22 protein-coding genes and 3 pseudogenes are annotated in these 26,002 nt (G+C 71.4%); 9 read left to right on the top strand and 16 right to left on the bottom strand.

The features are described from left to right. Nucleotides 1-19: 19 nt before the first annotated feature. From RKD20_RS43060 to RKD20_RS43040, 5 genes are read right to left on the bottom strand one after another with little or no spacing between them, the layout of a single operon-like run. A complete protein-coding gene (locus RKD20_RS43060) occupies nt 20-1,375 on the bottom strand; it encodes a cytochrome P450 (RefSeq protein WP_424882477.1) in 1,356 nt (451 codons plus the stop codon). 52 nt (nt 1,376-1,427) lie between these two features. Continuing rightward, nucleotides 1,428-2,036 carry a GTP-binding protein gene (locus RKD20_RS43055; RefSeq protein ID WP_028807646.1) on the bottom strand — a complete coding sequence of 203 codons (609 nt, stop codon included), beginning with the start codon at nt 2,034-2,036 and terminating at the stop codon, nt 1,428-1,430. Further along, complete coding sequence (locus tag RKD20_RS43050) at nt 2,008-2,385, bottom strand: DUF742 domain-containing protein (protein ID WP_007386762.1); 378 nt, start codon at nt 2,383-2,385, stop codon at nt 2,008-2,010. Before RKD20_RS43050 ends, RKD20_RS43055 begins: the two co-directional genes overlap by 29 nt. Beyond that, entirely contained in the window at nt 2,382-2,783 is a 402-nt protein-coding gene (locus tag RKD20_RS43045) for a roadblock/LC7 domain-containing protein (RefSeq protein WP_007386761.1), read from the bottom strand. Before RKD20_RS43045 ends, RKD20_RS43050 begins: the two co-directional genes overlap by 4 nt. After that, the gene (locus RKD20_RS43040) at nt 2,780-3,967 is read right to left on the bottom strand and encodes an ATP-binding protein (RefSeq protein ID WP_424882476.1); all 1,188 of its coding nucleotides are present in this window, start codon (nt 3,965-3,967) and stop codon (nt 2,780-2,782) included. Before RKD20_RS43040 ends, RKD20_RS43045 begins: the two co-directional genes overlap by 4 nt. 305 nt (nt 3,968-4,272) lie before the next feature. Between RKD20_RS43040 and RKD20_RS43035 the strand changes: the two are divergent. After that, nucleotides 4,273-5,016 (top strand): annotated as a pseudogene (locus RKD20_RS43035) (GNAT family N-acetyltransferase). Between the two features lie 24 nt (nt 5,017-5,040). Here RKD20_RS43035 and RKD20_RS43030 read toward each other — a convergent pair. Continuing rightward, nucleotides 5,041-6,204 (bottom strand): serine hydrolase domain-containing protein, encoded by a 1,164-nt coding sequence (locus RKD20_RS43030; RefSeq protein ID WP_424882475.1) that lies wholly within the window; start codon nt 6,202-6,204, stop codon nt 5,041-5,043. Between the two features lie 361 nt (nt 6,205-6,565). Continuing rightward, complete coding sequence (locus RKD20_RS43025; protein WP_424883456.1) at nt 6,566-8,596, bottom strand: DUF1996 domain-containing protein; 2,031 nt, start codon at nt 8,594-8,596, stop codon at nt 6,566-6,568. Between the two features lie 263 nt (nt 8,597-8,859). Between RKD20_RS43025 and RKD20_RS43020 the strand changes: the two genes are divergently transcribed. The 4 genes and pseudogenes from RKD20_RS43020 to RKD20_RS43005 all read left to right on the top strand — a co-directional run bounded on the left by RKD20_RS43020 (nt 8,860) and on the right by RKD20_RS43005 (nt 12,055). Further along, entirely contained in the window at nt 8,860-9,483 is a 624-nt protein-coding gene (locus tag RKD20_RS43020) for an exonuclease domain-containing protein (protein ID WP_424882474.1), read from the top strand. Nucleotides 9,484-10,388: 905 nt separating this feature from the next. Next, nucleotides 10,389-11,063: a nucleotidyltransferase domain-containing protein gene (locus RKD20_RS43015; protein WP_424882473.1), complete on the top strand. Its 675-nt coding sequence runs from the start codon at nt 10,389-10,391 to the stop codon at nt 11,061-11,063. Further along, complete coding sequence (locus RKD20_RS43010; RefSeq protein WP_424882472.1) at nt 11,060-11,332, top strand: BON domain-containing protein; 273 nt, start codon at nt 11,060-11,062, stop codon at nt 11,330-11,332. Before RKD20_RS43015 ends, RKD20_RS43010 begins: the two co-directional genes overlap by 4 nt. Continuing rightward, nucleotides 11,329-12,055: pseudogene (locus RKD20_RS43005) on the top strand (metallophosphoesterase family protein). Before RKD20_RS43010 ends, RKD20_RS43005 begins: the two are co-directional and overlap by 4 nt. Before the next feature lie 50 nt (nt 12,056-12,105). Here RKD20_RS43005 and RKD20_RS43000 read toward each other — a convergent pair. Continuing rightward, on the bottom strand, nt 12,106-13,296 hold the full coding sequence (locus RKD20_RS43000; protein ID WP_424882471.1) for an amidohydrolase: 1,191 nt from the start codon (nt 13,294-13,296) through the stop codon (nt 12,106-12,108). 106 nt (nt 13,297-13,402) lie between these two features. Between RKD20_RS43000 and RKD20_RS42995 the strand changes: the two are divergent. Next, nucleotides 13,403-13,791: pseudogene (locus tag RKD20_RS42995) on the top strand (nitrate reductase); the annotation flags it as partial. A gap of 82 nt (nt 13,792-13,873) precedes the next feature. Then, nucleotides 13,874-14,437, top strand: a complete 564-nt coding sequence (locus RKD20_RS42990; protein ID WP_424882470.1) for a hemerythrin domain-containing protein — start codon at nt 13,874-13,876, stop codon at nt 14,435-14,437. 25 nt (nt 14,438-14,462) lie between these two features. Here the strand turns inward: RKD20_RS42990 and RKD20_RS42985 are convergent, their stop codons facing one another. Continuing rightward, nucleotides 14,463-14,987 carry a hypothetical protein gene (locus tag RKD20_RS42985; protein WP_424882469.1) on the bottom strand — a complete coding sequence of 175 codons (525 nt, stop codon included), beginning with the start codon at nt 14,985-14,987 and terminating at the stop codon, nt 14,463-14,465. A 125-nt stretch (nt 14,988-15,112) separates the two neighbouring features. Continuing rightward, nucleotides 15,113-15,907 carry a maleylpyruvate isomerase family mycothiol-dependent enzyme gene (locus RKD20_RS42980; RefSeq protein ID WP_424882468.1) on the bottom strand — a complete coding sequence of 265 codons (795 nt, stop codon included), beginning with the start codon at nt 15,905-15,907 and terminating at the stop codon, nt 15,113-15,115. Between the two features lie 76 nt (nt 15,908-15,983). Between RKD20_RS42980 and RKD20_RS42975 the strand changes: the two genes are divergently transcribed. Further along, complete coding sequence (locus tag RKD20_RS42975; protein WP_424883455.1) at nt 15,984-16,616, top strand: lipoprotein; 633 nt, start codon at nt 15,984-15,986, stop codon at nt 16,614-16,616. 15 nt (nt 16,617-16,631) lie between these two features. Here the strand turns inward: RKD20_RS42975 and RKD20_RS42970 are convergent, their stop codons facing one another. From RKD20_RS42970 to RKD20_RS42945, 6 genes are all read right to left on the bottom strand, one after another. Beyond that, nucleotides 16,632-17,270 carry an SRPBCC family protein gene (locus tag RKD20_RS42970; RefSeq protein ID WP_424882467.1) on the bottom strand — a complete coding sequence of 213 codons (639 nt, stop codon included), beginning with the start codon at nt 17,268-17,270 and terminating at the stop codon, nt 16,632-16,634. Next, nucleotides 17,263-17,625 (bottom strand): ArsR/SmtB family transcription factor, encoded by a 363-nt coding sequence (locus RKD20_RS42965; protein ID WP_007386745.1) that lies wholly within the window; start codon nt 17,623-17,625, stop codon nt 17,263-17,265. Before RKD20_RS42965 ends, RKD20_RS42970 begins: the two co-directional genes overlap by 8 nt. Nucleotides 17,626-17,717: 92 nt before the next feature. Continuing rightward, on the bottom strand, nt 17,718-19,520 hold the full coding sequence (locus RKD20_RS42960) for an acyl-CoA dehydrogenase (protein WP_424882466.1): 1,803 nt from the start codon (nt 19,518-19,520) through the stop codon (nt 17,718-17,720). A gap of 358 nt (nt 19,521-19,878) precedes the next feature. Then, nucleotides 19,879-21,024 carry a DSD1 family PLP-dependent enzyme gene (locus RKD20_RS42955; protein WP_424883454.1) on the bottom strand — a complete coding sequence of 382 codons (1,146 nt, stop codon included), beginning with the start codon at nt 21,022-21,024 and terminating at the stop codon, nt 19,879-19,881. A 53-nt stretch (nt 21,025-21,077) separates the two neighbouring features. After that, complete coding sequence (locus tag RKD20_RS42950) at nt 21,078-22,052, bottom strand: ornithine cyclodeaminase family protein (RefSeq protein ID WP_424882465.1); 975 nt, start codon at nt 22,050-22,052, stop codon at nt 21,078-21,080. Nucleotides 22,053-22,062: 10 nt separating this feature from the next. Next, the gene (locus RKD20_RS42945) at nt 22,063-22,728 is read right to left on the bottom strand and encodes a helix-turn-helix transcriptional regulator (protein WP_424882464.1); all 666 of its coding nucleotides are present in this window, start codon (nt 22,726-22,728) and stop codon (nt 22,063-22,065) included. A 164-nt stretch (nt 22,729-22,892) separates the two neighbouring features. Here RKD20_RS42945 and RKD20_RS42940 point away from each other — a divergent pair, with 164 nt between their 5' ends. Then, nucleotides 22,893-25,982 (top strand): SpoIIE family protein phosphatase, encoded by a 3,090-nt coding sequence (locus RKD20_RS42940; protein WP_424882463.1) that lies wholly within the window; start codon nt 22,893-22,895, stop codon nt 25,980-25,982. The last annotated feature ends 20 nt before the right edge of the window (nt 25,983-26,002 follow it).

Below are 26,002 nucleotides of genomic sequence, written 5' to 3'. Positions count from 1 at the left end.
GCCGGCCGGTGCTAAGCCGTCACACACGGAAGATCTCGAGGAAGCTGCTCCAGAAGCCCTTCTTGGCCGGCTTCTGGGCGGCCGCGGGTGCGGGGACGCGCGCCGCCTGCTGCGGCTGCTGGACGACGGTCGGGCGGGGCGCGGTGGGCACGCCGTACGCCGAGGCCATCCGGGTGGCCGGGGTGGGGCTGAACTGCACGGGAAGGGTGGCCAGGGCGCGGTGGAACGGGCCGGGACGCCACTGCAGTTCCTGGGCCGGGACGCTCAGGACCAGGTCGGGCAGCGCGTTGAGGATCAGCTCGATGGCCGTGACCGCGATGACCTGGGCCGGGCTCTTGGCCGGGCAGGCGTGCGGTCCCGCACCCCAGGCGAGGTGGGCGCCGCGGCTGTGGGCCTGGCCCGAGGAGGCGAGCGCGGGGTCGCTGTTGGCTCCGGCGAAGCTGATGACCAGGGGGGAGTTCGCCTGAACCACCACTCCGCCGAGGTCGACGTCCTGCAGCGGGAAGTGCGTCGCGTAGTTGGCGATGGGCGGGTTGTTGAGCAGGACGTGGTCGAGGGCGTCCTCGATCTGCATGCTCGGCCCGTCCTCGCCGTCCCGGTCCAGGAGCAGGAGCAGGGCGTTGGCGATGAGGTTGCGCTCGGGCTCCACGCCGGCGCCGATCAGCATCACCAGCTGGTCCTTGAGTTCCTCGTCGCTGAGGCCGGCGGGGTGCTGGACGAGCCAGGAGGTGATGTCGTCGCCGGGTTCGCGGCGCTTGAGGGAGACCAGCTCCATGAAGCAGGCGGTGAGTTCGTCGCTGGCTTTCAGCGCGTCCTTGCCGTCGAACATGTCGGCCATCGCGCTGGTGACCCGGTCGCCGATGGCGGCGGGGCAGCCGAAGAGCTTGTTGATCATCAGCAGCGGCAGCAGCTTGGCGTAGTCGTTGATCAGGTCCGCCCGGCCCCGCTCGCTGAACTGGTCGATGAGGTAGGCGGCGATCGGCTCGACGTCGCGGCGGATGCGGGTGACGTTGAGGCGGTCCAGGCTCTCGGTGACCGCCTTGCGCAGCCTGAGGTGCTGGGCGCCGTCGGTGAACAGGCAGTTGGGCCGGTAGGCCATCATCGGCAGGACGGGGCTGTCGAGGGGGACCCGGCCGTCGTTGAGGGCGGTCCAGCGGCGGCCGTCGCGCGCGAACAGGTTGGGGTTCTGCAGCACGCGCAGGGCCGTCTCGTGGTCGACGACCAGGGTGGCGTCGACACCGGGGGCCAGTTCGACCGGGCCGGCGGGGCCGTGCGCCCGGAGGTAGTCGTAGACCTTCTGCGGGTCGGCCGCGAAGGAGTCGTCGTACATGGGGCATCTGGCCGCACCGGCGGCGGCCGTGTCGTGAACGTCCATGTCTGTGTCCTTTGGTGGCCCGGACCGTGCGGTCCGGGCGGGGGGTGGTGGTTCAGGCGGCGCGGTCGAGCAGGTGGCGCACGAGGGCGATCAGGGCGCGGGCGGAGGAGCGCTGGTCGCGGGCGTCGCAGTAGATGACGGGGGTGTCCGGAAGCAGGTCGAGTGCTTCGCGGATCTCGTCCTCCTCGAAGTGGCTGGTCTGCGAGAAGGTGTTGACGGCGATCGCGTACTCGAGGCCGTACTCGTCGATCAGGTCGATGACCGGGAACGTCTCCTCAAGCCGCGAGGGGTCGACCAGGAGCAGGGCGCCGAGCGCGCCGCGCGCCATGTCCTCCCACAGCTGCATGAAGCGCTGCTGTCCGGGGGTGCCGAACAGGTACAGCACCAGCTCGTCGCTCAGGGTCAGCCGGCCGAAGTCCAGCGCCACGGTGGTGGTCGCCTTCTCCGGCGCTCCGCGCAGGTCGTCGACGTGCATGGACGCCTGGGTCATCTTCTCCTCGGTACGCAGAGGAGTGATCTCCGACAGGGACCCGATGAAGGTCGTCTTGCCCACAGCGAAGTGTCCGACCACCAGGATCTTCGCGGCGGTGGTCACCTCGGCGGACACGTAGATGGAGCCGTTCGCCCCGGGGTCAGCCGATGTTGAGGGTTTCGAGTCCATGCAGAACCTTCTCGAGTATCGCTCGGGGAACGTGCTGGGCGGGGGCCGGTTCAGCGCGGCGCAGGAGGTGCCCCTGCTCGAATAAATCGGACAGCAGCAGTCGGGCCACACCGACCGGCAGTCCCAGATGACCGGCGACTTCGGCGACCGACAGGTAGCCGCCCGAACAGAGCTCCCAGATGGCCCGTACCTCGGGGCCGGCCCCGAGCGGCAGGGTCCGGTCGGGGGCCAGGCACACAAGCGTGTGCAGGGCCAGGTCGTCGTCGGAGGGGAGACGACGACCGCCCGTGATGACGTAGGAGCGGACGAAGTCGCTGGTTACCGGAGCGTCCTCGCCTGGCCAGGTCATGCGTCTACGCCGGTGTTCTGGCGCGGGGTCGCGCTCATCGCCTTGGTCAGCGCGCCCACCGTCTTCTGCATCCGGATCGACATGGCCTCCATGTCGACGTCCAGCGCGGTCGATACGGCGAGGTAGGAGCCGCTGCCCCCGGCGATGAGGAAGATCCATCCGCCGTCGAACTCGATCAGTGTCTGCTTCCAGAGGCCCTTGCCGCCCCCCACGAAGGGGGCGACGCTGCGGCACAGGGACTGCAGGGAGCTCATCGCGGCGGCGTTCCGCTCGGCATCGTCACGGACGATGCCGTCGGACCGCTGCATCAGCAGGCCGTCCGCCGAGACGAGGATGGCGTGACGGGCTCCGCGTACCTCGAGCACGTCGTTCAGCACCCACGACAGGTCGGGATTCACTGGTTCTGAGGTCCTTCCGTGTTGTCCGAGTCCCGCCCGAGCAGGGTTCCGCGAGCGAATGCCTTGAGCCGTGAGGCGGTCTCCTCGCCGGCCGCGTCCAGGTCGGGAACCTCCGCGCCGGGCGTGGCGACCACGGAGACGGCGCCGTTCCGGCGCCGACGGCGCTTGGGCAGGCCTCCGGCCGTCTGTCCGACGACGAGGGAGGCGACCGGTGTGGGCTTGGCCGCCGCGGGCAGGCCCTCGTGGTCGTCGAGTTCGACGGGCGCGGGTGCGGGCACGTCCGCCGTCAGGAGGTTCTCGGGCACCCGGATCACGGCACGCACACCGCCGTAGGGGGAGACCGCGTCGACGGAGACGTGGAATCCGTAGTGGGCGGCGAGCTTCCCGGAGAGGGCGAAGCCGAACTTGGGCGGGTCGCCGAGGCTCGTGATGTCCACGGCCCCACCGGTGGTCAGCAGGGACGCGGCGCGGGCCTTGGTCTCCTGGTCCATGCCGAGGCCGGCGTCGTCGACGATCAGGCAGATCCCGGTGGGGACGGCCTGGATGTTGATCTCGACGGGGGTGCCGGGGGCGCTGTACTTGGTGGCGTTGTCCAGCAGTTCGGCCAGGACCATGGCGACCGGTTCGACCGCCCGGCTGGTGATGGCGACGTTGGCCTGCGCGTGGACCTTGACCCGCTCGAAGTCGCGGATCCGCCCCTGGGCGCTGCGGGCGACGTCGTACACCGAGGCGTCCCGGTCACGCCGGCCGAGCCAGCCGCCGCAGAGCACCGAGATGCCCTTGGTACGCCGGCTGAACTGGCTGCCGGTGTGGTCGACCAGCATCAGGTCGGCGAGGACCGCGTGGTCGTCGCCGTACTTCTGCTGGAGTCCGTCGAGCAGGGACAGCTGCTCCTCGGCAAGGGTCGCCAGGGTGCCGACGGCCGACTTCAGGGTTGCCTTGGTCGCCGACTCGGCGTCCTTGCGCACCTCCTCCAGATCCGCGGCGTGCCGTGCGCTCACCGACGAGTAGGTCGTCTGGAGCTCGGCGAGCTGACCTCGCACACTCGCCACGTCGCCGTGCAGTTTGTTGTTGTTCGCGCGGAGCTGGAGGTTGGTTCTCCGTGCGCGCATCACTGCGAATACCGCAGCGATGAGTACCACGAGCAGGACCCACAGGAGTGGATCTTCGAACAATGACGTCATGAGACTCTCTTCAAGTCGCCTCGCGTCGGGAGACTGACCGTGCATGGGACCCCCGGAACCGCCCGCCACCGTGCGGCGCGGACCTTACCGGCGGACCAACCGTCACTCCTTCACGATGGGGCCGTTTTGGCTGTCCCCCGTACGCGCGTATGACGCGTCATCAGCCTACTGAAAAGTGTAATGATCTTATCAGTCGTCACAGTGTCAACAGGCGTACCATGCGCCACACTTGACGACTCTCCACAAAGATCCCGCAAAGGCCCTGCAGGCGTTCATGATCAACAGCCGCAGCCTACCAAGGCCATGTGAACGCCTTCCCCCCGCTCACGCACAACTCGTTTGCGGCCGTCGCGCCCACCGACGCGCCGGCCGACCGGCCGCGTCTGGTGGCGTACGCCCTGGTGTGGGACGAATCGAAGGGCGAGCAGGCCGGTGAACTCCTCCTGGAGGCCGTCGAGACCAGGGCGCCCGAAAGGGCCCAGGCGAACGGTGCCTCGAAGGCCGTGCTCCATCTGCACCTGAACGCGGCGCCCACGACCGACCTGGCGCTGATACGGGCGCACGGCTGGTCGGTCGTACACAGCTATCACGTGCTGGAGCGGGCGCTGCGGTCCTGCGCGGGCCTGCGCCGACGAGGCCGACCGCAAGCAGACGCACGCCCTCTACCAGGCCGCCTTCGCCGAGCACTTCGACTTCCAGCCGCGCTCGCAGGAGCAGTGGCTGGCCGACATCCACGCCGACCGGCTCGACTGGTCCCTGGCGTGGCTCGTCTCCACCGAGGACCTCGGGGACGTCGGCTTCCTGATCGCCCGCGACGACCGCGAGGCCATGGGATGGATCCGCAGCCTCGGAGTCGTCCGCGAGGCCCGCGGCCAGGCCTCGGCGCGCTGCTGCTGCGGCAGGCGTTCGCGGCCTTCGCGGCCCGGGGGCGGGACACCGCGGGACTCGGCGTGGACACCGAGAACGCCACCGGCGCCCCCGCGTTGTACGCGCGCAACGGAATGTCGGTCCATTACGCTGTCGACACCTGGGAAATCGTGGTGAGTTGAATTCCTGCGGCAGCGGAAAAACGACTACCGATTCTTTCCGTGCAGCAATGCGCAGACGAAGTTCTCCTCAATGGCACGCATCTTCCCCAGCTTTTCCGCGTCGGAGGACTGGGTGATCTGGGCGGTGACCGAGAAGGTCAGTGAACGGCGGCCGTCGGGGGTGGCCGCGATCAACTGGGTGTACCCGAGCGTGTTGCCGGTGTGGCCGAGGACGACTCCGCATCGCGTCTCGTACCGGAAGAGGGCCAGGCCCGCGGAGTTGCGGCCCGGTCCGGCGGGTTCGGACGCGCCCTCGACCCACTGCCGCTGCTGCTCGACGACGGACTTGGCGTACAGCCGTCCGCCGGCGTAACCCCGGATGAAGCGGGTCATGTCGGCCGGGGTGGAGACGATGCCTCCGGAGGCCCAGACGCCCGACATGCCGATGACCTCGCTGACGTCCTCCGGGGACGCGGGCGAGCTCACGTCGTAGCCGTGCAGGTAGGGCACGGGCATCCGGTAGCCCTGCGGGAGGCTGGTGGAGTGCAGCCGCAGGGGTGCGTAGACGAGTTCGCGCAGGAGGTCCTCGTACGGCGTGTGGGTCGCCGCCTCCGCCATGAGGGCTACGGCGATGTTGTCCGAGTTCGAGTAGCGGTACTGCGAGCCCGGCTTGAACAGCAGGGGTTTGTCGGCGACGAAGTCGAGCAGGTGCCGGGAGTCGAAGTGGTGGTGCGGGTCGGCCCGCAGCTCGTCGACGAACCCGTCGCTGCGGGAGTAGTCCGGCAGTCCGCTTGTGTGCTTGAGGAGTTGACGGAGCGTCACCGCCCGCCACGCGGCGGGGAGTCGGGGAAGCCGTTTGCCCAGGGTGTCGTCCAGGCGCAGCGTGTGGTGGTCGACCAGGGTGAGGGCCACCGCCCCGCTGAAGGCCTTGGCCGTGCTCGCGATGCGCATGTGGTCGTCGGGGGCGGGCGAGCGACCCGTGCGGAGGTCGGCGACTCCGGCGCGCACGACGCGGGTCCCCCGCTCGGTCCGCAGGACGGCGATGGCTCCGGGTGGCCCGCCGGATTGGTGCACGAAGTCGTCGAGCTGGCGCTGAAGCGTCTGGTCACCCGACGGGCCGGCGGTGGCACCGGCCGTGGTCGGGGTCAGCGCGGTGAGGCAGACCGCGAGGGCGGACGCCGCTCGCAGGCGGGATCGGCGCAGAGACATGGGGGCTCCCGGAGGGGGACGACATGGCCCGTCAAGCCTCACCGGGAGCCATGAACCCCTGCATCCCGTGCTGCTGCATACGGACCAGTGGCAGGGCCACGGAGTGGTGCCGTGAAATTGTCCCGCGGGTATCAGCGGTCGCCCTTGTCCAGCTCGGCTCGCGGATACAACTGCATATCCCGAGGCGGCCGCCGGGGGTACGGTCCGAATTCGGTTTCCCAAACCAAGAATAACCACGTCGATCTCGAGGTGCCATGTCGGCGGGGGGCCGAGCAGGGGTGGCTGTCCGCCGATGGAGCCGCGCGGCGGACAGCCACTTCTGCTTCTGGTTCGAGCCGCTTCCGGCTCGTGCCGGTCGGTGTCACATGGAGCGGCGGCTGGTTCGTCGCAGGAGAACGAAGCCGGAGATCAGGAGGATCGCGCCGAGCGCGGCCGGCCACAACTGGGTGCCGGTCTCGGCAAGGCTGCCCTGGTTGCCCTGAGGTGCCGGCTGTGCGGCGAGAGGGGGCTGGGCGACAGCGCCGGGGGCCTCGGTGGTGGTGTCGTCCTGGGGGGTGGGCTGGGTCGCCTGGTCGTTGCCGTTCCCGTTTCCGCTTCCGTTGTTACCGGTCCCGGTCTCGCTCTTGGGCGAAGGGGCGGTCGTGCTGTGGGCGGTGGGTGAGCTGTAGGTCTTCGGCTCGTTGTCGGCCGGGGCGGTCGTCTGGCCGCCTGCCGGGGCTTCGGCGGTCTGCGTCGGCTGCTGCGGCTCGTCGCTGTTTCCGGGGTTGTCCTGGGAGCCGTTGCCGTTGCCGTCCCCGTTACCCGGGTCCTGGCTGGCGCCCGGGTCCGGGGCGGAGCCGCCGCCGTTGTCGCCGTTGCCGCCGCCACCGTTGCCGTTGCCGCCGCCACCGTTGCCGTTGTCGCCGCCGCCGTTGCCGTTGCCCGGGTCGTCCTGGCCCGTGCCCGCGCCGCACTCACGGCCGTCGTTGATGCAGCCGACCATCTCGTTCATCAGGTTCTCGTCGAAGACGTTGATGAAGTCGCCGTGGTCGGTGACGGGCTTGTGCAGCTGCTCCGGGAAGGAGTCGACCGCGAACAGCGGAGTCGTGCGGCCACCGTCGTTCAGGCTCGGTGCGTCGACGTCGTAGACGATCCGCTGGACCAGCTGCGGAATGGCCTTGAAGCCGTTCGGGCAGGTGCCGTCGTTCTGGGCGAACGCCACGTGGGTGCGGTGGTTGGCGCTGTCGATGTTGCGGCCGTCCCAGCAGCTCTGGAACTTGAAGGTGCGCACCACGTCGCTGCCCTGCGGGCACAGCGGGTACTTGTCCTTCAGCTGCCGGTCCTCGAACCCGGTGCAGCTCCAGGACGCGTTGGCGTTGGCGGTGCCGTTGACGAAGGCCTTGGCGTCGCCGGTGATGATGCGCAGCAGCCGCGGCATCGCGGTGACCTTGCTGCGGGGGTTGCCCACGAACGTCAGCGTCACCTCCTTGGGGGTGACGATCTTGCCGGCATTGCCCTCGACGCCGCCGCCGGGCTTGTTGGCGTCCTGCTCCTGCGTACCGTTCTGGAGCCGGATCACGGGCCAGTAGTACGTGGACTTGTCGCCCTGGTCGGCACAGCTCGTCTCGGCGTTCGCCAGGTCCTGGTCGCTCGCGAAGGCGGTGTTGGACTGGTTGCCGACGTAGTCGTGGAAGTGGTGCGCGCCGTTGGAGACACCCGGGGCGACGATGACGTTGTCCGAGTTGAACAGGCCGTTCGCGTTGACACCGCAGCTGGTGACGAAGGTGCCGCGGGAGGCGTCGCCCTGAGCCGGCGGGGCCTGTGCGGCGGGTGGGGCGCTGTTGATGTCGGCGTAGTCCGCGGCCACTGGACCGTTGCCGGCCTGCCCGCCGTTGCCCTGCTGCTGGCCGCCCTGGTCCTGGCCGCCGCCCTGCTGGCCGTCGCCCTGCTGCTGGTCCTGGTTCTGGCCGTCCTGGTTCTGGCCGTCGCCCTGCTGGTCGCCCTGCTGCTGGTCCTGACCGTCGCCGTTCTGGTTCTCGGTCTCGCGCAGGGTGCAGCCGGCCATGTCGCCGAGGCCGTCCGGCTTTCCTCCCGTGCGTTCGAGGGCCGCGGTGATGCGCTCGATCGTGGCGGCCCGGTTCTGCTGGAGCGGGTCGACGATACGGCTCTGCGCGGACTCGCGGTCCTGCACCGACGGGTCCTGGAGCTGCTGGTAGGCCTCGGCTATCTGCTGGTCCAGCAGCGCGAGTTCCTTGTCGACGTCCGCCCTCGACCCGTCGGGCACGTCGGTGAGCGTGTCGCCGACGTCCGGGCAGTCGATCGTGACCGCTCCCCACGACGTCTGCTGCGGCGTGCCGCTCTCCGTGGCGGAGGCGTACACGTTCACCGCGACCAGGCCACCACCCCCGAGCATCAAGGCCACTGCGGCGAAGGTCGCACGTCGTGCGCCTGTCGGTCGTCTGCGATTGCTGCGTCCCACGGATGTACTCCTGCGCGTGTCGGCTCTCCGGGCATGCAAGTCCCCCGCCCCATACGGACGGCGGGCGCCCTGTGTTCAAGCGCCTCGGAAATTCACAGCACTCTCATACGGAACACGGGGTTCCACCACCCCTTCCGAAGCGCCGTGCAGGGAAAACGAGATGACTCGCACACATCTGCCCCCCTACGGTCCTCGTCATGAACAGCACGTGCACCAAGCCCCTCCTGAACGTGGTGGACGTCGAAGCCACGTGCTGGCCCGGTTCCCCTCCCCCGCGCGCGGTCTCCGAGATCATCGAGATCGGGCTGACGGTCGTCGACCTGTCGACCGCCGAGCGCGTCGAACGGCACCGGATCCTGGTGCGCCCCGCCCGGTCCGAAGTGAGCGACTTCTGCACGGAGTTGACCGGACTCACCCAGGACGAGGTCGACGGGGGCCTGTCTTTCGGGGAGGCCTGCCGCCGACTGGCCTCCGAACACGCCTCCGGCGCCCGCCCATGGGCGAGTTGGGGTGACTACGACCGTCACCAGTTCGCCCGGCAGTGCGGGGCCACGAGGACGCCGTACCCCTTCGGCCGCCGCCACACCAACGCCAAGGCGGTCTTCACGGAGGTGCACGGCCTGCGCAAGCGCCCCGGGATGGCGCAAGCGCTCGGCATCGCGGGGCTGCCCCTCGAAGGGCGGCATCACCGCGGCGAGGACGACGCGTGGAACATCGCGGCCCTCGTGCTGCACCTGGCGGGGCGGGACGGCTGGCCCTCGGACCGAGCGAGCCCGTCACCGGGTCCGACGGCGGCACCCTCGTCGTGGCGGCCGCCGTGATCACCCACCCGGTCCCCACGCGTTCTCGTCTTTGCAGGACCGCGGGTCCTGACGTCTTCCACCTGCCTGGCCGCGAACCCGACCCGGGCAAGGACCTGGAGACGGCACTCCTGCGCACTCCGGGCTGTCGCAGCACCGTGCGTCGAGGATCCGCACGGGACCGGGCTGCCTCCATGCCCTGGGCCAGGGTGGCCAACCCGCCGCGATCTTCATGAATTTCGGCTACCCGGGCCCAGGCCGGAGTTCTGGGCGATCACGCCGGCGCCGGCAGGCCGGGCGCCCGAGGCGCTGCAACACCCGTTCGCAGCTCTCTCCAAGGGTCTGCCGATGCCCGTGGTGGTCGGCAACCGCGCCCGCCTGCGGCTGATGCGGACGCGTGCCGCTCCTGCGGTCCCGGGGCCGCCTTCTCGACTGAGACGCGACCCGGCCGGGGGGGTGCGGTATCGCTCGGGGCGGACCCGGCCGCATCTCCCCGGACCGAAGTCCGACACTCCCGCCACCGACCCCTCCGCCGGTCGAAGTCCGTCCCCCTGCCTCCACCACGGGCTGACCTCCCCTGGCCGGAGGCCGACAGCGCCACTTACCGAAGGCCGAGCAGTCCTCAGGCCGCAAACGGCCACACCAGCCGAAAGCCGACTCCTCCCCCACCGAAAGCTGACCTGTTCCCGGCCGACGGCCAACGCCCGCACCACCCCAAGACCCGGCCCCCTGGCCGCACCCCGACACATCCACCGGCCCTGGACCGACACCCACGCCCCCCAACGCCGACGTACCCCTGCCCCACCGGCCGAAGGCGACGGCTCGCGCCGAGCCCGATGTGCCGCCGTGTCGACGGCCGGGCCCCGGGTACTCGGGCCTCGCCGTCCCGGCCCCTCCGGTGTGGGCCGGTCAGGAAGGGGGCACTGATGACGCAGCACGCCGACGACGACGTCGCCCGCCACGGGGGCGCCGCCGGACTGCGACTGGCGACGGGGAGCGCCGCCGACGCGCTCGCCGCGAGCCTGCCCGTCGACCGCAACCAGGCGATCCTGGAGGCGGCCAAGCAGGTCGGCGCGATTCTGAAACGGGAAGGGCACCCGTTCGCACTCGCGGGCAGTGTCGCCGTGTACGCACATGGCGGCGCCCAGAACCTTCAGCACGACGTCGACTTCGCGATCCTCCCCGAGGACGCGCCGTCGGTGGCCGAGACCCTCCGCAAGGCGGGTCTTCAGGTGCGGACCCCTCCGGAGGACTGGCTGCTGAAGGCCGACTGCATGGGCCAGCAGGTCGACCTGATCTTCGAACTGGCCCATCAGCCCGTCACCAGGGAACTGCTGGCGCGGGCCCACGAACTCTCGGTGGACTCGGTGTTCATGCCCGTGCTGTCCCCGACCGACCTGCTGCACAGCCTGCTGTCCGCGTTCTCCGAGCACCACTGCGACTTCGGGGCCGTCCTGCCGATCGCCCGCGCGCTGCGGGAGAAGGTCGACTGGGACGCCGTACGCCGGGGCTGCGGGGACGCGCCGATGCCGGACGCGTTCTTCTACTTCCTGGAACGGCTGGAGGTCATCGAGCCGCGGAGCGAGGAGGAACGGTCATGAGCGGGTCCGCGCCCGAACAGTCCGAGGAGAACGTCGAGTACCGCGTCGCCCACCTGCGCGACCGGCTCGCCGCGGAGGAACTCGGCGAGCTGGGAGTGCGCGCCGAGGTGCGGGCCGGGGCCGTCGTGGTCACCGGCACCGTGCCGTCAGCGCAGTGCCGGGAGACCGTACTGCGGACCGTCCACGAGGAGTTGGCCGGGCTGTCCGTGCACACCGACGTGGTGGTCGCGGAGACCGCCACGCCCGACCATGCGGAGGAGCTGCCGTGATCCGCGTCGCCGCCGTGGGGGACATCCACATGGGCCTGGAGAGCCAGGGGGTGCTGCGTCCCGCCTTCGAGACCCTGCCCGACTGCGCCGACCTGCTCCTGCTGGCCGGGGACCTCACCCGGCACGGCACGCCGGAGGAGGCCCGGGTGGTGGCCCAGGAGGTACGGGACCTTCCGGTGCCGGTCGTGGCGGTGCTCGGCAACCACGACCACCACGACGAGCAGCCCGAAAAAGTCGCGGCCCTCCTGGAGGACGCCGGTGTGCGGGTCCTGGAGGGCGAGGCGACGATCGTCGAGTGCGGCGGCACGCGCGTGGGTGTCGCCGGTACCAAGGGGTTCGGCGGCGGGTTCGTGGGCCGCAGCGCCGGGGAGTTCGGCGAGCCGCTGATGAAGGAGTTCGTACGGTACTCACGGCGCTGCGCGGACGGACTGCGCACCGCGCTGGAGGAACTGGAGCGGCAGGGCTGCGGTACGCGGGTGGCGCTCACCCACTTCTCCCCCGTGGCGGACACGCTGGGCGGGTGAGCCGCCGGAGATCTATCCGTTCCTCGGCAGTTATCTGCTGGCCGAGGCGATCGACACCGCGGGGGCCGACCTGAGCGTGCACGGACACGCCCACGCGGGCACGGAGCACGGGATGACGGCCGGCGGCGTGCGGGTGCGCAACGTGGCCCAGCCCGTGATCCGGCGGGCGTTCAACGTGTACCACCTGCACGCCGACTGACGGTTCCTCGGAACACCGACCGGGGGCGCGCGCACCGGGTGCGGGCCCCCTCAGCCGCGGACGGACGCCCGGTCGTGGTCCTCCCACGCCGCGTCCCGCAGCTCCGGGCGCAACAGGACCTCCACCGCGGTACAGGCCAGCGCCTCCGCCGCCGCGAGCATCACCCGTCGGCCGCGCTCGGAGCCGGCCGCGACGGCGAACTCGGGAGTGTGGTCCGAACCGTCCTCCTCCATGATCGCCACGAACGGGTGGATGGCGGGCACCCGTCCGCTGACGTTGCCGGCGTCGGAGGAGCCCAGGTAGACGCCCGGCGCGGGCGGTGTCATCTCGATCCCCGTCCCCGTCAGGTGCCGGGCGAACCGCGCCGACAGCACTGTGCTGTCCCGGAAGTGCTCGTAGCGCGGCGTGGCCCGTTCCACCGTGACCGTCGTGCCCGTCGCCCGCGCGACCCCCTGGGCGCAGGTCAGCAGCTCCCCCGCCAGGTCCTCCAGGGCGGCCGTGGTCACCGCGCGCAGCCCGAAGAGACCTTCCGCGTACTCGGGGACGATGTTGGTGGCCTTGCCTCCGTCCGTGACGATGCCCTGCACATGCGAGCCCTCGGGCAGCCTGCGCCCGACCATGGCCAGGGTGTTGAACAGCTGGATGAGCGCGGCGAGCGCGTCGATGCCCTCGGTGGGATTCCCGGTCGGGTGGGCGGCGCGCCCGCGGAACCCGACCCGGTACTGGGCCTGCGCGGTCAGCGGCGCCCACTGCCAGCTGTGCACACCGGGGTGGAACATCAGTGCCGCGTCGACGTCGTCGAACACCCCGGCGTCGGTCTCGGTGACCTTGCCGCCACCGCCCTCCTCCGCGGGCGTGCCGATCGCCCACACGGTGCCCGCGTCCCGGTCGAGCACCGCTCGGGCGGCCAGCGCCGCGCCCAGGCCCGCCCCGGCGATCAGGTTGTGGCCGCAGGCGTGGCCGAGGCCGGGCAGCGCGTCGTACTCCAGCATCAGGGCCACCGCGGGGCGGGCCCTGGTGCCGGAGCGTGCGGTGAACGCGGTGGGCAGTCCGGCGATGTCCCGCTGCACCTTGAACCCCGCCCATTCGAGTTCGCCGCACAGCAGGGCGGCCGCCCGGTGCTCCTCGAAGGCGTACTCGGGGTCTGAGTGCAGCATCCGCGCCATGTCCCACAGCCGGTCCGCCCGTGCGGCCACCTCTCCGCGCACTCGCGCGAGCACGTCGTCCACGGCGTCGGTCACAAAGGCCTCCCAAGAGCGTCGTTCGGCTGTGTCCTGGTGCGGGTTCCTTCCGGCGGCCTCCCTTACACCCGGACACCGTTGGCAGGTGTTGTCAGGGAGGCCGCTCATGAAGGCGGACCGGATCGCGGATCCCTGGGGCGCCCGGACGCCGTACCGTCGCCACGAGGACCGGCCGCCCAGGGTGGACACGTATCTCGCGGAGGGCGTGGAGGCCGGCGCGGTGCGGAGGTGGGTGGGGGCGGCGTCGCTGCTGCACTCAGGCGGTGACGCCATGGACATCGCCGTCGTCGACGGCCGGATGGCGGGCATACGGGGACGGGCGAGGGACCGCGTCAGCCGGGGCAGGCTCGGGCCGAAGCACCTGTTCGGCTGGCAGGCGACACCTCGTCGGACCGGCTGACCAGGCCGTTCGTACGGTGCGACGGGCATCTCGTGGAGACGGACCGGGACTCCGCGATGGAGCCGGTGGCCGCCCGCACCCGGGAGCTGCTGGAGTTGTCCCCACAGGTCCTGACAAGCCTGTGACCAGGCGTAGAGGGTGCGGCACAGGGCACCCGGGGGACGGAGGTGAAAGAACATGGGACACGGAGGAAACGTCATCGACGAGCTGGTGACCGATCACCACGAGGTCGAGGAACTGTTCGGGAAGATCGAGGCGCTGGCGCCCGGTGAGAAGAAGCGGAAGGTGTACGCCGACCAGGCCACCATGGAGCTGATCCGGCACTCGGTCGCGGAGGAGGAGTACCTCTACCCGGCGGTGCGGAAGCACCTGGTCAACGGGAACACCATGGCCGACCGGGAGATCGAGGACCACTCCAAGGCCGAACAGCTCATGAAGGACCTGGAGCGCTGCGAGGCGGACGACCCCGAGTTCGACCGGCTCATCGGCGAGCTGATGGGCGAGGTCCGCTCGCACATCGCCGAGGAGGAGGAGACCCTCTTCCCGCAGTTGCGTGTCGCCTGCTCGGAGAAGGAGCTGAACGACCTGGGCGAGAAGGTGCGCCGCGCCAAGAAGACGGCGCCCACCCGCCCGCACCCGTCGGCCCCGGACACTCCTCCGGCGAACAAGCTGCTCGCTCCGGGAACCGGCCTGGTCGACCGGCTCCGGGACGCGCTCTCGGGCCGCGGCAAGGAGGACTGAGGTTCGGGGACGCGGGCGCCCGTTCTCAGGCGGCCAGCGCCTCGTCCGACCCCAGCCGGTCCAGCAGCTCGCCCCGGTGCAGCGCGGCCACTGTTGCGACCAGGTCGGGGTGGCGGAGCAGGGCGGCGGCATTCCGGTCCGTAGCGTCCGGGGCGAGCAGACGGCGGAACGCGGCCGGTGAGCCCGTCGTGTGCTCGCCCTGCGCGAGGTCGGCCACCGCCCGTTCGGCCAGTGCGGGGTCGGTGAGCAGACAGGCCGCCCAACTGGCCACGACCTCGTCCACCCAGGTACGCCAGGCACGGTCCTCGGCGTCCCGGTCGGTGGCGTCCGCGCCGGTGGCCCAGTCGAGTCGGTCGGAGCCGCCCGGACCCGCCATCCCGACGAGCGCGGCGTCCATCGCCGTCGGATAGCGCAGCCATGCGGCGACCGTCACGGCCTGCCGCGCCTGCACCTCGCACAGCGCGGCGGCCAGGGCGCCGCCCACGGGTGGATAGGCGCGGGTCAGCCAGTGAGCGGTCGCCGCGATGACCGGGGAGAGATCTGCTTGCACTGCCGGGCCGCCCGAGGTGCTGGGGAGAGGGGACTGCGCGAACCGTAGCCCGCGGTCCCGCCGGGAGGACATGGCTCCGGCCTCCCCCGGCACGTGGCTTCGGCCACACCTGCCCCTTCGCGCGTCTAGGCCTCCAGCCAGAACCGGGTGCGCCTCAACCACAGCTCCAGCAGCTCCGCGTCGCCCCGCGTCTCGACACCGGGCGCCGGGCGGGCGTAGAGGAACAGGAGCAGGTCAGTGACCGGCCCGCACACGCTCGCGGCGGCCACGCCGGTCCCGCGCCGCCACACCGGTCGATCTCCGCCGAGGTCGAGCAGCCACTCCCCCGCGACTCCCGCGTCGAAGCCCAGGATCCGCCGGTTCCCGAGCAGCTCGGGCACGCCCGGCAGCGGCTCGTAGGCCTCGGGAACGGTGGAGAACTCCAGCCACTCCTCCAAGGCGTCCACCGCGAGAGACTCCTCGACCACGAACTCCGCCCCGGTCACGAGTGCCGCGTCGGCCCGGTGCAGCAGGGTCTCGTACGTCATGCGCCGCGCCCAGAACATCGCGGACTGCTGGACCAGTTGCTCGTCGGCGGGGGTCCACACCGGCACGTCGGGCCCGGCCGCGCGCAGGGTGCCGGCCAGCCTCGTGGCGCCCTCGGCGAGCCAGTCGCCGAGCGCGGAGTCGTCGAGGCCGGCGTAGGCGGCGGGGTCGTTGACCGGGTCGTCGTCGAGCGGCTCGGTGGCCCGGGTCCGTACGATCTCCTCGGCCCAGCGGTGATCGCCGCCCACGTGCCGCAGCAGCCGGCCGAGGTCCCATCCGGGGCAGGTGGGCACCTGAGCGGCCGGGTCGGCGCCCTTGACGTGCCGGGTGAGCAGATCGGTCTGGGCGACGATCGCGTCGCAGTACTCGTCGAAGGTCAACAACGCTTCCCCCATCGCTGCACGATTCGTTGTTCGTGCCACCTAACCTGACTCCTTCGAGTACCACCACTGAATGGAGGGAGTCTCGGCCATGCTGGTCAGGGCGGGGAACACATGGCTTCGGATGGCCCATGCGGCGTTGCCGGCGGGTGTGCTGACGGGCTGTTCGGAGGCCGGCGAGAGGGACGACTCCACAGCGTCCGGGCGCCCGTCGGCGACAGCGGAGACTTCCGGCCGGGACCGCTCGGCCGTGAGCAGCGGCGGCACCATCGGCGCCGCCGGCTCGGCGTGCGAGCTGCCCGTCACCTTCGACCTCGCCGAGAGCTGGAAGGCCGAGGCGGTGAAGGCGCCGCTGAGCCAGGGGCCCGTCGCCCTGGCCTGCGAGATCGACGCCAAGCCGGCAGGCAGCATCGGCTTCCTGCGCGTGTGGACCGGAAGGTCCGGCGACGCCGACGCCCGGACCGCGCTGGAGGCCTTCGTCGCGGCCGAGGACGGAGTGAGCAAGGAGAAGTACAGCGCTTTCACGTCCGGTGGCCTCTCGGGGACGAAGGTCGAGTACCTCTACGCCAGTGAGCTCCTGGACGAGACGAAGAAGGAGAGCGCCTTCGCCGTCACCACCGCCAACGGGCCGGTGGTGGTGCACCTCGGCGGCCTCGACACCGAGGAACACGAGGAGATGCTCCCGGCGCACGAGCTCGCGCGGCGGACCCTGCGCGTCGGCTGAGCCGGAGCCGGGGCGTCAGGCTTCCGTTCCCGTGTAGAACGCGATCGTCGCGGCCGTCGTCCTCGCCGCCGTCTCCCGGTCCGCGCCGGAGGCGGCGTACGCCTCGCCCCACCCCTCGCCCGAACCGGTGATGAACGCGCTGCCGTCGGGCGTGGTGTGCCAGGTCGCGGCCTCCTCCTTGTCGAGGCCGCCGCCCGCGAGGTGCAGGGCGAGCCCGTAGAGCCCCAGGTCCCAGCCGACTCCGACGGCGCCGGGCCCGAACTGGTCCCAGAAGCCGTCCGGTACGACGGCCACGTGCTCCAGTTCGAGGACCGTGCGCTCCCCGTCCTCGGCGGTCAGGCGCACCTCGACCTCGCTGAAGCCCGGGTCGGGGCCGTACAGCCAGCTCACCCGCAGCCGCTCGGGTTCCACGCACTCGAGGATCTCGCCGCCCGCGTTGCCCTCCAGCTGGTAGCGGCCGCCGACCTTGAGCTCGCCGCTGACCGGCATGAACCAGCGCGCGATCCGCTCCGGAGAGGTCACGGCGTCCCACACGTCGGCGACCTCGGCGTCGTACGTACGGCGCAGCAGGACCGTGCGGGCCTCGCCGGCCTCGACCTGCCGGGTACCGACCCGCCGGTGCATACGGTTGATCGCGTCGGCGATCTCACTCATGCTCGCTCACCTCTCCTTGCAGCCTGCGCTCGCGTTTTCCTCGCGCGAGCTCCGTTCCGAGTGCGTCGAGCCGCTGGTCCCAGAAACCCCGGAAGCGCTCCAGCCAGGCATCCACCTCCCGGAGCGGGGCGGCCTCGACGGCGTACAGCCGCCGGTTGCCGTCGGCGCGCACCGAGGCGAAGCCGCTCTCCCGCAGCACTTTCAGATGCTGCGAGACGGCCGGCTGGGAGATCCCGAACTCGTCCCGGATCACGGCACTGACCTCGCCCGACGCCTGCTCGCCGGAGGCGAGCAGTTCCAATATCCGGCGTCGGACCGGATCTCCGAGTACGTCGAACGCGTGCACGTCACCCACTATGCCATCCACCGCTTATATAAGCCAAGCCTTAAACAGATGTCGGGCCGCGGAGTGTTCCGCGGCCCGACCTCAGCACGTGGTGGCGACGGTCACGCCGGCACCACCTCGGATCGCAGCGCCGGATGGCGCTCAGTGATCTCGTCCAGCACGGCGAAGGCACCGGTGAGGGTCAGGGCGTGCGGCACCAGCGCGGCGACGGTGGCCTCCAGGACCTCCGGCAGGTACCGGACCTGCTCGGCGGTCAGCCGCTCGTGCGCGAGCAGTTCACCGCTGTGCGCGGCCACATAACGCAGGGCGAACAGCCGGTGGAGGTGCTCCAGCAGGAGAGCCACCTGCGGGTCGGTCGCCTGCGCCGCCGCGGCAAGGAGTTGCTGTGCGGCCAGCCGGTGGACGTGGGCGTCGACCAGGGACAGCGCCGCGCCGGAGGCGCCGTTCCAGCGGTCGAGGGGCGAGCCGGCCCGTTTCGTGCGCAGACGGCCACGGGCCCGCTCGTGACGTATTCGCTCCAGGTCGCCCATCAGGTCGTGCAGGTGAGCCGGATCGTGCAGGCTCCGGGTGGCCGGGGGCACGTCGCTGGGGGGCGTCGGGCTGAAGCCGCCCAGCAGCATCTCCCCTGCCGCCTTGACCCAGATGACGGTGTTGTCGCCCTCCGCGGTGATCGTGCCCTCGTTGGCCGCGAGCTGGCCCGCGATCCCGTTGGAGAGCAACAGGCCCTGTGCTCCGCAGCGTTCCCGGCACTCGGTCATCACGGCTCTGGCCTGCCAGGTGATCCAGCCCTTGGCCACTGCCACCAGCCGCTCGGCCTCCTCGCGCTCACCCTCCGCCGCCTGCGCCCATCGCCGTACGACCTCACGCTGCAGCAAGGTGGCGGCGTAGGTCGTGGCGAGCGCCTCCACCAGCGGGGCGTGGTGGGTGCGATGCGCGAAAAGCGGCACCCGCTGCCCGCTGGTCATCCCCGAGGTGACCCGCTGATGGGCATGACGGACGGCGACGGTCAGGGCGTGCCGTGTCACCCCGAGGCTGTAGGCGCTCATGCACAGTTTGCCCATGGTCACGCGGCCGATGGAGCGCAGGAACCGTTTGCGCGGACTGCCCAGGCAGGAGACGAGCTCGCCCTCGTCCGTAAGCCGACCGTGTTCGCCCTGGAGCATGGCCGTCCGTGGCAACCGCACCCCGTGGAAGGAGGTGGCGCAGTGGTCGACCGGGCTGCTGGCCGTCTCGGGCAGCAACTCGACCTCCACGCCCGGCAGATGACGGCCGTTCCCGTCGGTCAGCGCGGTCAGGAAGAGGAAGACGCCCTGGTCCTTGCCGTCGATCACCAGACGGGCCGCGACCAGGGCGTCCTTCGGGCCGCCGGCCACGGAGGTGTTGGGCATCCACTTGCGGGCTCCCCGCGTCGGGGTGGTGAGCACGAAACCCCCCGTGGCCCGGTCCAGGGTCGCGGTGGTCTCCAACTGGGGGGCGTCGTTGCCGTGCGCCTGCTCGGTGCACAGGAAGGTGCCGATGCGTTCCATCCGCAGATAGGGGCCCAAGTCCCGGCCCTCGTGGTCGTGTTCGAGCAGACTGCCGAGGAACAGGTTGTAGTGGATGCTGGCGAGCGTCGTCATGCCGGCGTCCGCCACCCCGGCCCATTCGTGCAGGGCGCTCAGGGCGATCGGGTCGCGCGCCAGGGCCTGGGGATCGGGCACCGCCGCGTTCACCGTGCGTAGGCGTTGATAGGACAGTTCCGTGCGCTCCTGGTGGGTCAGCCCCTCGTGGTAGGCGAACACGTCGGAGCTGAACAGGCGTCGCCAGGGCTCGTGGATCTCTGGCTGCGCGCCGAAGAGGAGGTGCCGGATCGCGGCCGTCTCGGTCAGCGGGGGTGTCGTTACGGGGAGTTGAGAGGTGATCACAGCGGCAACGTAGTCCGAGACACCCTCTGATCACATCATGATCATCGCCACGATTGAACACCCGTGCGTGGTGGTAGTTACCCCTTAAACGGCCTCTGTAATACCACAAGTCACGATCTGCACAAGGGTGATTCCCCTCCCACGCGGCACTTTACGCCTGCCCGTCGGAGCGACATCGGTCACGGCCTCGGCGTGTCGTTCCTGCAGGGCAGACCGCCTTGCCCCGCCGACTCTTCCAAACACCCTACACAACCGCCCACTTGACGGAGATGACGGGGACGAGGGCGCATAGGGACGACGTGACGTGGGGCCGAGGGGGTGGCAGAACGCGCCTCGACACCTGGACGTGGCAACCGGATCACCACCCGCTGACGCGGCTCCAGAAGGCCTGGACGGCCGGCGCGCCGGCCGACGTCCGCGTGCTGTCGACGACGTGGTAACCGTGGTGCTGGGCCGCCGTGGCGCAGGCGTGGTTGGGCAGGATGCGCAGGCGGGTGCCGAGGGGCAGCTCGGGCAGGCGGGTGCCGTCGCGGGCGGTGAGGGTGCCGTGTTCCTGGCTGGCGGCCGTCATGACCAGGCCCGGGATCGGATTGCCGGCGAGGTCGGTGACCAGGCCGTATCCCTGGTCCTGCGCCTGGGCCGCGGTGCCGCGGTCGCGGGACATGGCCATCCAGCCACCGTCGGTGAGGAGCCAGCCGTACTCGGGGCGGTGTCCGATGACGGTGACGACGACCGACAGGGCGAGGTCCTCTACGCGGCAGACTCCGAGGCCGGCCATCACCAGGTCGAAGAACACGTAGTTGCCCGCGCGCAGTTCGGTGACGCCGGTGAGGTCCTCGGCGGCGTGGGCGGTGGGGGTCGAACCGACGCTGACGGTGGACACGGTCAGGCCCGCCGCGCGCAGTCGCTCGGCCGCGGCGACGGCACTGTCGCGTTCGTTCTCCGCGGCCAGGCGCTGCTCGTCGGCGGTGCGGGCGAAGTAGGACTCGCCGGCGTGGGTCAACACCCCGTCCAGGCAGCCCGCTTCGTGCAGGATGCGGCCGATCTCCGGGAGGCCGGGAGCGTCGGGCGTGAGACCGCCGCGGTGACCGTCGCAGTCGATCTCGATCTGGGTGGGGACGCGAAGTCCGGCCCGGCGGGAGGCCTCGGCCACGAACTCCGCCTGCTCCGCGCTGTCCAGCAGGACGCGCAGGGTGACGCCGCGACGCAACAGGGCGACGACGCGCGGGAGTTTGTGGGGGTCGATGCCCACGGCGTAGGTGATGTCGGTGTAACCGCCGTCGGCGAACGCCTCCGCCTCGGCCAGGGTGGACACCGTGACCGGGCAGGGCCGGTCGCCTGCGTGCAGGAGGGCGGCGACATCGAGGCTCTTGGCCGTCTTCACATGCGGCCGCAGGGTGACACCGAGCCGCTCGGCCCTGGCCGCCAGCCGCTCGACGTTGCGCCTGACCTTGTGGACGTCGACGACGGCGAACGGGGTGTCGGGATCGGCCAGGGTCCGCACGGCGGCGCCCGCAGCGGTCTGAACAGGGCTCACAGGACCAGGACTCACGCGGCTCACAGGGAGATGTCCATCTTCTCCAGTAGGGCCAGACCCAGATACAGGTCCTGCCCTCCGATCCCGGAGCTGTCGAAAACCGTGATGTCACCGTCGGCGGTACGGCCTTCCGTCCGACCGGTGAGGACGTCTCCGAGCGGGGTGAGGACCGTGTCCGCGGGGGCGTGCTGGCTCTCGCCCATACGGCGGGCCTGTTCGGGCAGGTCGCAGAACACGCGGGCGCGGGGGAACAGTTCGGGCGGGAGTTCCCGCTTGCCGGGTGCGTCGGCGCCCATGCAGGAGAGATGCGTGCCGGGGCGGATCCACGAGGCTTCGAACAACGGCGGGGTGTCGGCCCGTGCGGTGGTGGCGGTGACGATCACGTCGGCCCGTGCGCAGGCCTCCACGGCGCTCACGGCGCGGGCCTCATGGCCTTGTGCGGCCAGTGCCGCCGCGGTCCGCTCAGCGCGTTCGGCCGTACGTCCCACGACCAGGACCGCGCCGACGGCCCGGACCCGGCTGACGGCCCGCACCTCGTAGGCCGCCTGGTGCCCGGTACCGAAGACGGCGAGGGTGGTGGCGTCCGGACGGGCCAGCAGGTCGACGGCGAGGGCGTCGGCGGCAGCGGTCCGGTAGGCGTTCGCGATCCCGACCTCCAGAACGGCCGCGAGCCTGCCGGTGGTCTGGTCGAGCAGCAGCAGGGTGGAGTGGTGGCGGGGCAGCCCGTGCTCGGCGTTTCCCGGCCAGTACGTGCCGATCTTCACGCCGGCGTGCCTGGCGGACGCGGACGGCTTGAGGGTGAACCTGTTGCGCGGGTCGGATCCGTGCACGGCGAGCGAGGGAAAGACCGGGCCGTTCACCGTCGCGGCGAAGGCGGCGCGGGCCGCGTCCAGGGCCAGGTCCTCGTCGACGAGCGCGGCGGTCCGCTCCTCGGGGATGTGCAGCAGGGGGCGGGCGGCCGGTGGCGGGCCGGGGTGCGGTCCGGCGGTGGTCATGAGCAGCCCTTCATTTGCTGTAGTTGTAGACGGTCGCCCGGGACACGCCGAGCAGATCCGCGATCGTCTGTGCGGCGTCCCGCGAGTCGAAAAACCCGTCCCGGTGCAGCCGCCGTACGAGCGCCTTCTTGTCCTGTCTGCTCAGCGACCGGGGTGTGGCGGCGCGTTCCGCGGCCAACTCCTCCACCGTCCGGCGCAGTTCGCGGGTGGTGCGGTCCCGCAGGGTCTCCAGGGGCTGTTCGCGGTGCTCGGTGTCCGTGGCCACGAGGTTGGACAGGGCGAGCGTCACGGGTGACAGCACCGACACGTCGAGATTGAGACACAGGGCCGCGACGTACTCACCGGCCTCGTTCTTGATCCCGATGGACGTGCTCTTGGCCGGGCGGCCGTCGGGGAACCGATTGGGATAGTTCTGGAGGACGCTCGGGTACTCCGGATCGGCGATGCGGGCCAGTCCCAGCTCGGTCGCGGAGTCCCCGACCCGGCGGCCGGAGAGGTTGTTCTCGATCGCCCGGATCGCGTGCCGCGGATCCCGCAGGTCGTGCAGGACCACCTCGCACAGGCCCGGAAACATACGGCCGAGCGCGACAGCGATCTTCTCGGCCTCACCGATGAGGTGCTCGTCCGCACCGTCGACGACCTCTTCGAGCACCGGCACTCCGTCCGCGAGCCGCATAGACTCATTGTCTAGATCTGGACATTGAGACTAAGAGTCCGACCGACGGTTGTCCAGCGGAGTGAGCGAGGTGTACATATGAGCCGCCCGGGTGCGGGCCGGTGTCCTTGTGGCGCATTCTTGCTGTGTCGCCCGCGGGACGGTGCACGGACTAGGTAGGGCCGATGACTGGGAGCGTCGAGGACCCAGACCCGACGGCCGGGCGGCTGACGGCACTGCTGATCGACGCCTCGACGGAGGCGGTCAGTGCGGCCGGCGGCCACGCCGGAGGGGTCTATCTGCGCTCCCGCACGCCCGGACTGCTGCGGCTCGCCGTTCTGTCGGGACTGCCCGGACCGCTGTTCCGCCCGTGGTGGCGGCTGCACGTCGACCGTCCTTTCCCCGTCGCGGACGCCTACCGGCTCGGGGTCCAGGTGGTCCTGCCGAACGCCACCGAGACCATGCGGCGCTACCCGCAGTTCGCCGCCGGGCTGCCGTTCCAGTTCGGGTCGCTCTACGTGCCCGTCATCGGTGGTTCCACGACGTTCGGTGTGCTGGCCGTGCTGCGCCCGGCCGTCACCGACGCCGCCGAGGTGCTGGCCGGCCGGGACCGTATGGTGCGCCTCGCGCAGGAGCTGGGCGAGGCGCTGCGGGACCTGGAGGACGGGAAGCCGGACCAGGTCGCCTGGGAGGGGGAGCCGGTCTGTCTGCGGCCGCCGACCGCCTCCGCGTCCGTGGGACGCGCCGGGCGCTTCGCCTGGGACCCCGCGTCGGCCGGGATCACCCTGGACGAGGACCTGCACACCCTCCTGGGTCTGCCGCCCAGCGAGTTCGCCGGCACCGTCGAAGCGTTCGCCGAGGCCGTGGCCCCCAGCGACACGCACCGCATCCTGGCCACCCTGCGGGACACCGCCGCCGGCCGCCCTCCCGCGCTGCCCCTCTACCTGCGGGACAAGGACGGCGCGCTGCGCCTGCTGGACCTGTGGAACGCCTACGAACCGCCCGCCGCACCCGCGGTCCGGGGCGTCGTCGTGGCCCCGGGCCCCGCCCCCACGGCGGACTCGGCGGCCGACCTGCTGCCCGACGGCGTGTTCTGCGTGGACCGTCTTGGCCTGGTCGTCTACGCGAATCCGCGCGCCGCCGAGCTCCTGGGCCGCCCCCGCGCCGAGCTCGTCGGCCGCGACCTGTGGGAGGCCGTGCCCTGGCTGGCCCGCCCCGACTTCGAGGACCACCTGCGGGCGGCCCTGCTCACTCCCGACCCGGTCCACTTCCATCTCGTACGACCACCCACGCGGGAGCCCGAGCCGCGGCCCGCTGCCCAGGACAACGGGGCACTGCGGTCGGCTCAGGGCACCGGGTCACCGCGCTCCGAACGGGAGGACGCGCCGCCACGGGCCGACCAAAACGACGCACCGCCGCGGGCCAATCGGGACGACGCTCCACCGCGATCCGACCAGGACGACCCACCGCCACGGGCCGATCGGGAGGACGCGCCACCACGGGCCGAGCAGGACGACCCACCGCCGCAGGCCGACCGGGACGACGCGCCACCGCGATCCGACCAGGACGACGCTCCACCAGGGGCCGATCGGGAGGACGCGCCACCACGGGCCAACCAGGAGCACGTCCCACCGCGCTCCGCCAGAGATTCCGGGCCACAGCAGTCCGCTCGCCACGCCGAGTCACCACAGTCCGCTCGCCACGCCGAGTCACCGCCCGCCGCCGACACCCAGCCACCGCGGCCCGCGCCGGACGCCGCGACACCACCGCACGCCCACCACCCAGGGCCACCACCCACGGGCCAGGCCACTCAGCCATCACCCCCAGCCCGGCACGCCGAGCCACCGCCGCCCGCCGACGACGCCCAGCCACCCCCACCCGCACAGGACACCGAGCCCGCCCCGCAGCCGTACGAAGGCGACTGGCTCGCCCTGTCCGTGCATCCCGGTCCCGACCGGCTGACCTGCACGGTCCGGCCCGCGAGCCGGGTGGCGGGCAGTCCCGCGGCGCAGGAGACGGCCGAGGGCGCGAGCCCGCTGGCACCGCTGTACCGGCCGATCGCGCTGGCCATCGCCCTGACCGAGGCCGCCACCGCACGGCAGGTGTCCGCCGTCGTGATGCGGGAGCTGCTGCCCGCGTTCGGCGGCCGCCGGCTCGCGATCTACCTGCTCCAGGAACGACATCTGTACCTGGAGTGGGAGGCCGGCTTCCCCCAGGGCTTCCTCGCGCCCTTCGACGGCGTGGACATGGGCACGCACCTGCCCGGCGTGGAGACCCTCACCACCGGCCGTCCGCTGTTCTTCGACTCGATGGAAGAGCTGACGGCCGCCTACCCGGGCATCGCCCTGGACGCCACCGAGGGCGCCAGGGCCTTCCTGCCACTGATCGCCTCGGGCCGGCCGGTCGGCTCCTGCATCCTCGGCTTCGACCGGCCGCGCAGCTTCAGCACCGAGGAGCGCACGGTGCTCACCGCGCTGGCCGGACTCATCGCCCACGCCATGGAGAAGGCGCAGCGCTACGAGTCGGAGACGGTGCTCGCCCGCGGCCTCCAGCAGGCACTCCTGCCGCGCCGTCTGTCGGCGCACCCGCAGTTGGAGACGGCCGGGCGCTATCTGCCGGGCACCGCGGGGATGGAGGTCGGCGGGGACTGGTACGACGTCGTCGAGTCCGGCGACGGGCTGGCCCTGGTCATCGGGGACGTCCAGGGCCACGGCGTGCAGGCGGCGGCCACCATGGGGCAGCTGCGCAGCGCGGTCAGGGCGTTCGCGCTCGGCGACCGGCCGCCGGACGAGGTGATGAGCAGCACCAACCATCTGCTCATCGACCTCGACCCCGGTCTGTTCGCCAGTTGCTGCTACATCCGGCTCGACCCCGCCACCGGGGTGGCCAGGGCGGCCCGCGCCGGGCACCCGCCGCCCCTGCTGCGCAGCGCGGACGGCCGCACCCGAGTCCTGGACCTGCCCGGCGGGGTGGTCCTCGGGGTGGCCCCGCGGGCCCGATATCCGGTCACCGAGCTGCAGATGGAGCCCGGCGCGATCCTGGCGCTCTACACGGACGGGCTGGTGGAGCGGCCCGGGAGCGACATCGACGAGGGGATCACCGCACTGCGGGTGGCCCTCGCGAAGGCCGGCGCTCCGGCTGCCCGGCCGGGCAGCAGGTTCCTCGCCGGTGTGGCGGACCGGCTCACCGCGACCGCCCGGCACGCCCTGGACCGCCCCGACGACATCGCGCTGCTGCTCGCCACCCGGCGTGCGGCACCGTCCGGGTCCCCATGACCAGGGTCGGGCGGGTTTGT

This window comes from Streptomyces sp. SLBN-8D4 (assembly GCF_049739545.1).
Taxonomy (GTDB): domain Bacteria; phylum Actinomycetota; class Actinomycetes; order Streptomycetales; family Streptomycetaceae; genus Streptomyces; species Streptomyces canus_C.
Note: the sequence above shows the minus strand (reverse complement) of the source record. Positions and strands in the feature narration are given on the sequence as shown.

Bases quoted from the DNA above. Each gene is read 5' to 3' on its own strand.
- RKD20_RS43060 (WP_424882477.1), bottom strand. From the start codon at position 1,375: ATGGACGTTCACGACACGGCCGCCGCCGGTGCGGCCAGATGCCCCATG.
- RKD20_RS43055 (WP_028807646.1), bottom strand. From the start codon at position 2,036: ATGGACTCGAAACCCTCAACATCGGCTGACCCCGGGGCGAACGGCTCC.
- RKD20_RS43050 (WP_007386762.1), bottom strand. From the start codon at position 2,385: ATGACCTGGCCAGGCGAGGACGCTCCGGTAACCAGCGACTTCGTCCGC.
- RKD20_RS43040 (WP_424882476.1), bottom strand. From the start codon at position 3,967: ATGACGTCATTGTTCGAAGATCCACTCCTGTGGGTCCTGCTCGTGGTA.
- RKD20_RS43030 (WP_424882475.1), bottom strand. From the start codon at position 6,204: ATGTCTCTGCGCCGATCCCGCCTGCGAGCGGCGTCCGCCCTCGCGGTC.
- RKD20_RS43025 (WP_424883456.1), bottom strand. From the start codon at position 8,596: ATGCTCGGGGGTGGTGGCCTGGTCGCGGTGAACGTGTACGCCTCCGCC.
- RKD20_RS43020 (WP_424882474.1), top strand. From the start codon at position 8,860: ATGAACAGCACGTGCACCAAGCCCCTCCTGAACGTGGTGGACGTCGAA.
- RKD20_RS43015 (WP_424882473.1), top strand. From the start codon at position 10,389: ATGACGCAGCACGCCGACGACGACGTCGCCCGCCACGGGGGCGCCGCC.
- RKD20_RS43010 (WP_424882472.1), top strand. From the start codon at position 11,060: ATGAGCGGGTCCGCGCCCGAACAGTCCGAGGAGAACGTCGAGTACCGC.
- RKD20_RS42990 (WP_424882470.1), top strand. From the start codon at position 13,874: ATGGGACACGGAGGAAACGTCATCGACGAGCTGGTGACCGATCACCAC.
- RKD20_RS42980 (WP_424882468.1), bottom strand. From the start codon at position 15,907: ATGGGGGAAGCGTTGTTGACCTTCGACGAGTACTGCGACGCGATCGTC.
- RKD20_RS42975 (WP_424883455.1), top strand. From the start codon at position 15,984: ATGCTGGTCAGGGCGGGGAACACATGGCTTCGGATGGCCCATGCGGCG.
- RKD20_RS42970 (WP_424882467.1), bottom strand. From the start codon at position 17,270: ATGAGTGAGATCGCCGACGCGATCAACCGTATGCACCGGCGGGTCGGT.
- RKD20_RS42950 (WP_424882465.1), bottom strand. From the start codon at position 22,052: ATGACCACCGCCGGACCGCACCCCGGCCCGCCACCGGCCGCCCGCCCC.
- RKD20_RS42945 (WP_424882464.1), bottom strand. From the start codon at position 22,728: ATGCGGCTCGCGGACGGAGTGCCGGTGCTCGAAGAGGTCGTCGACGGT.
- RKD20_RS42940 (WP_424882463.1), top strand. From the start codon at position 22,893: ATGACTGGGAGCGTCGAGGACCCAGACCCGACGGCCGGGCGGCTGACG.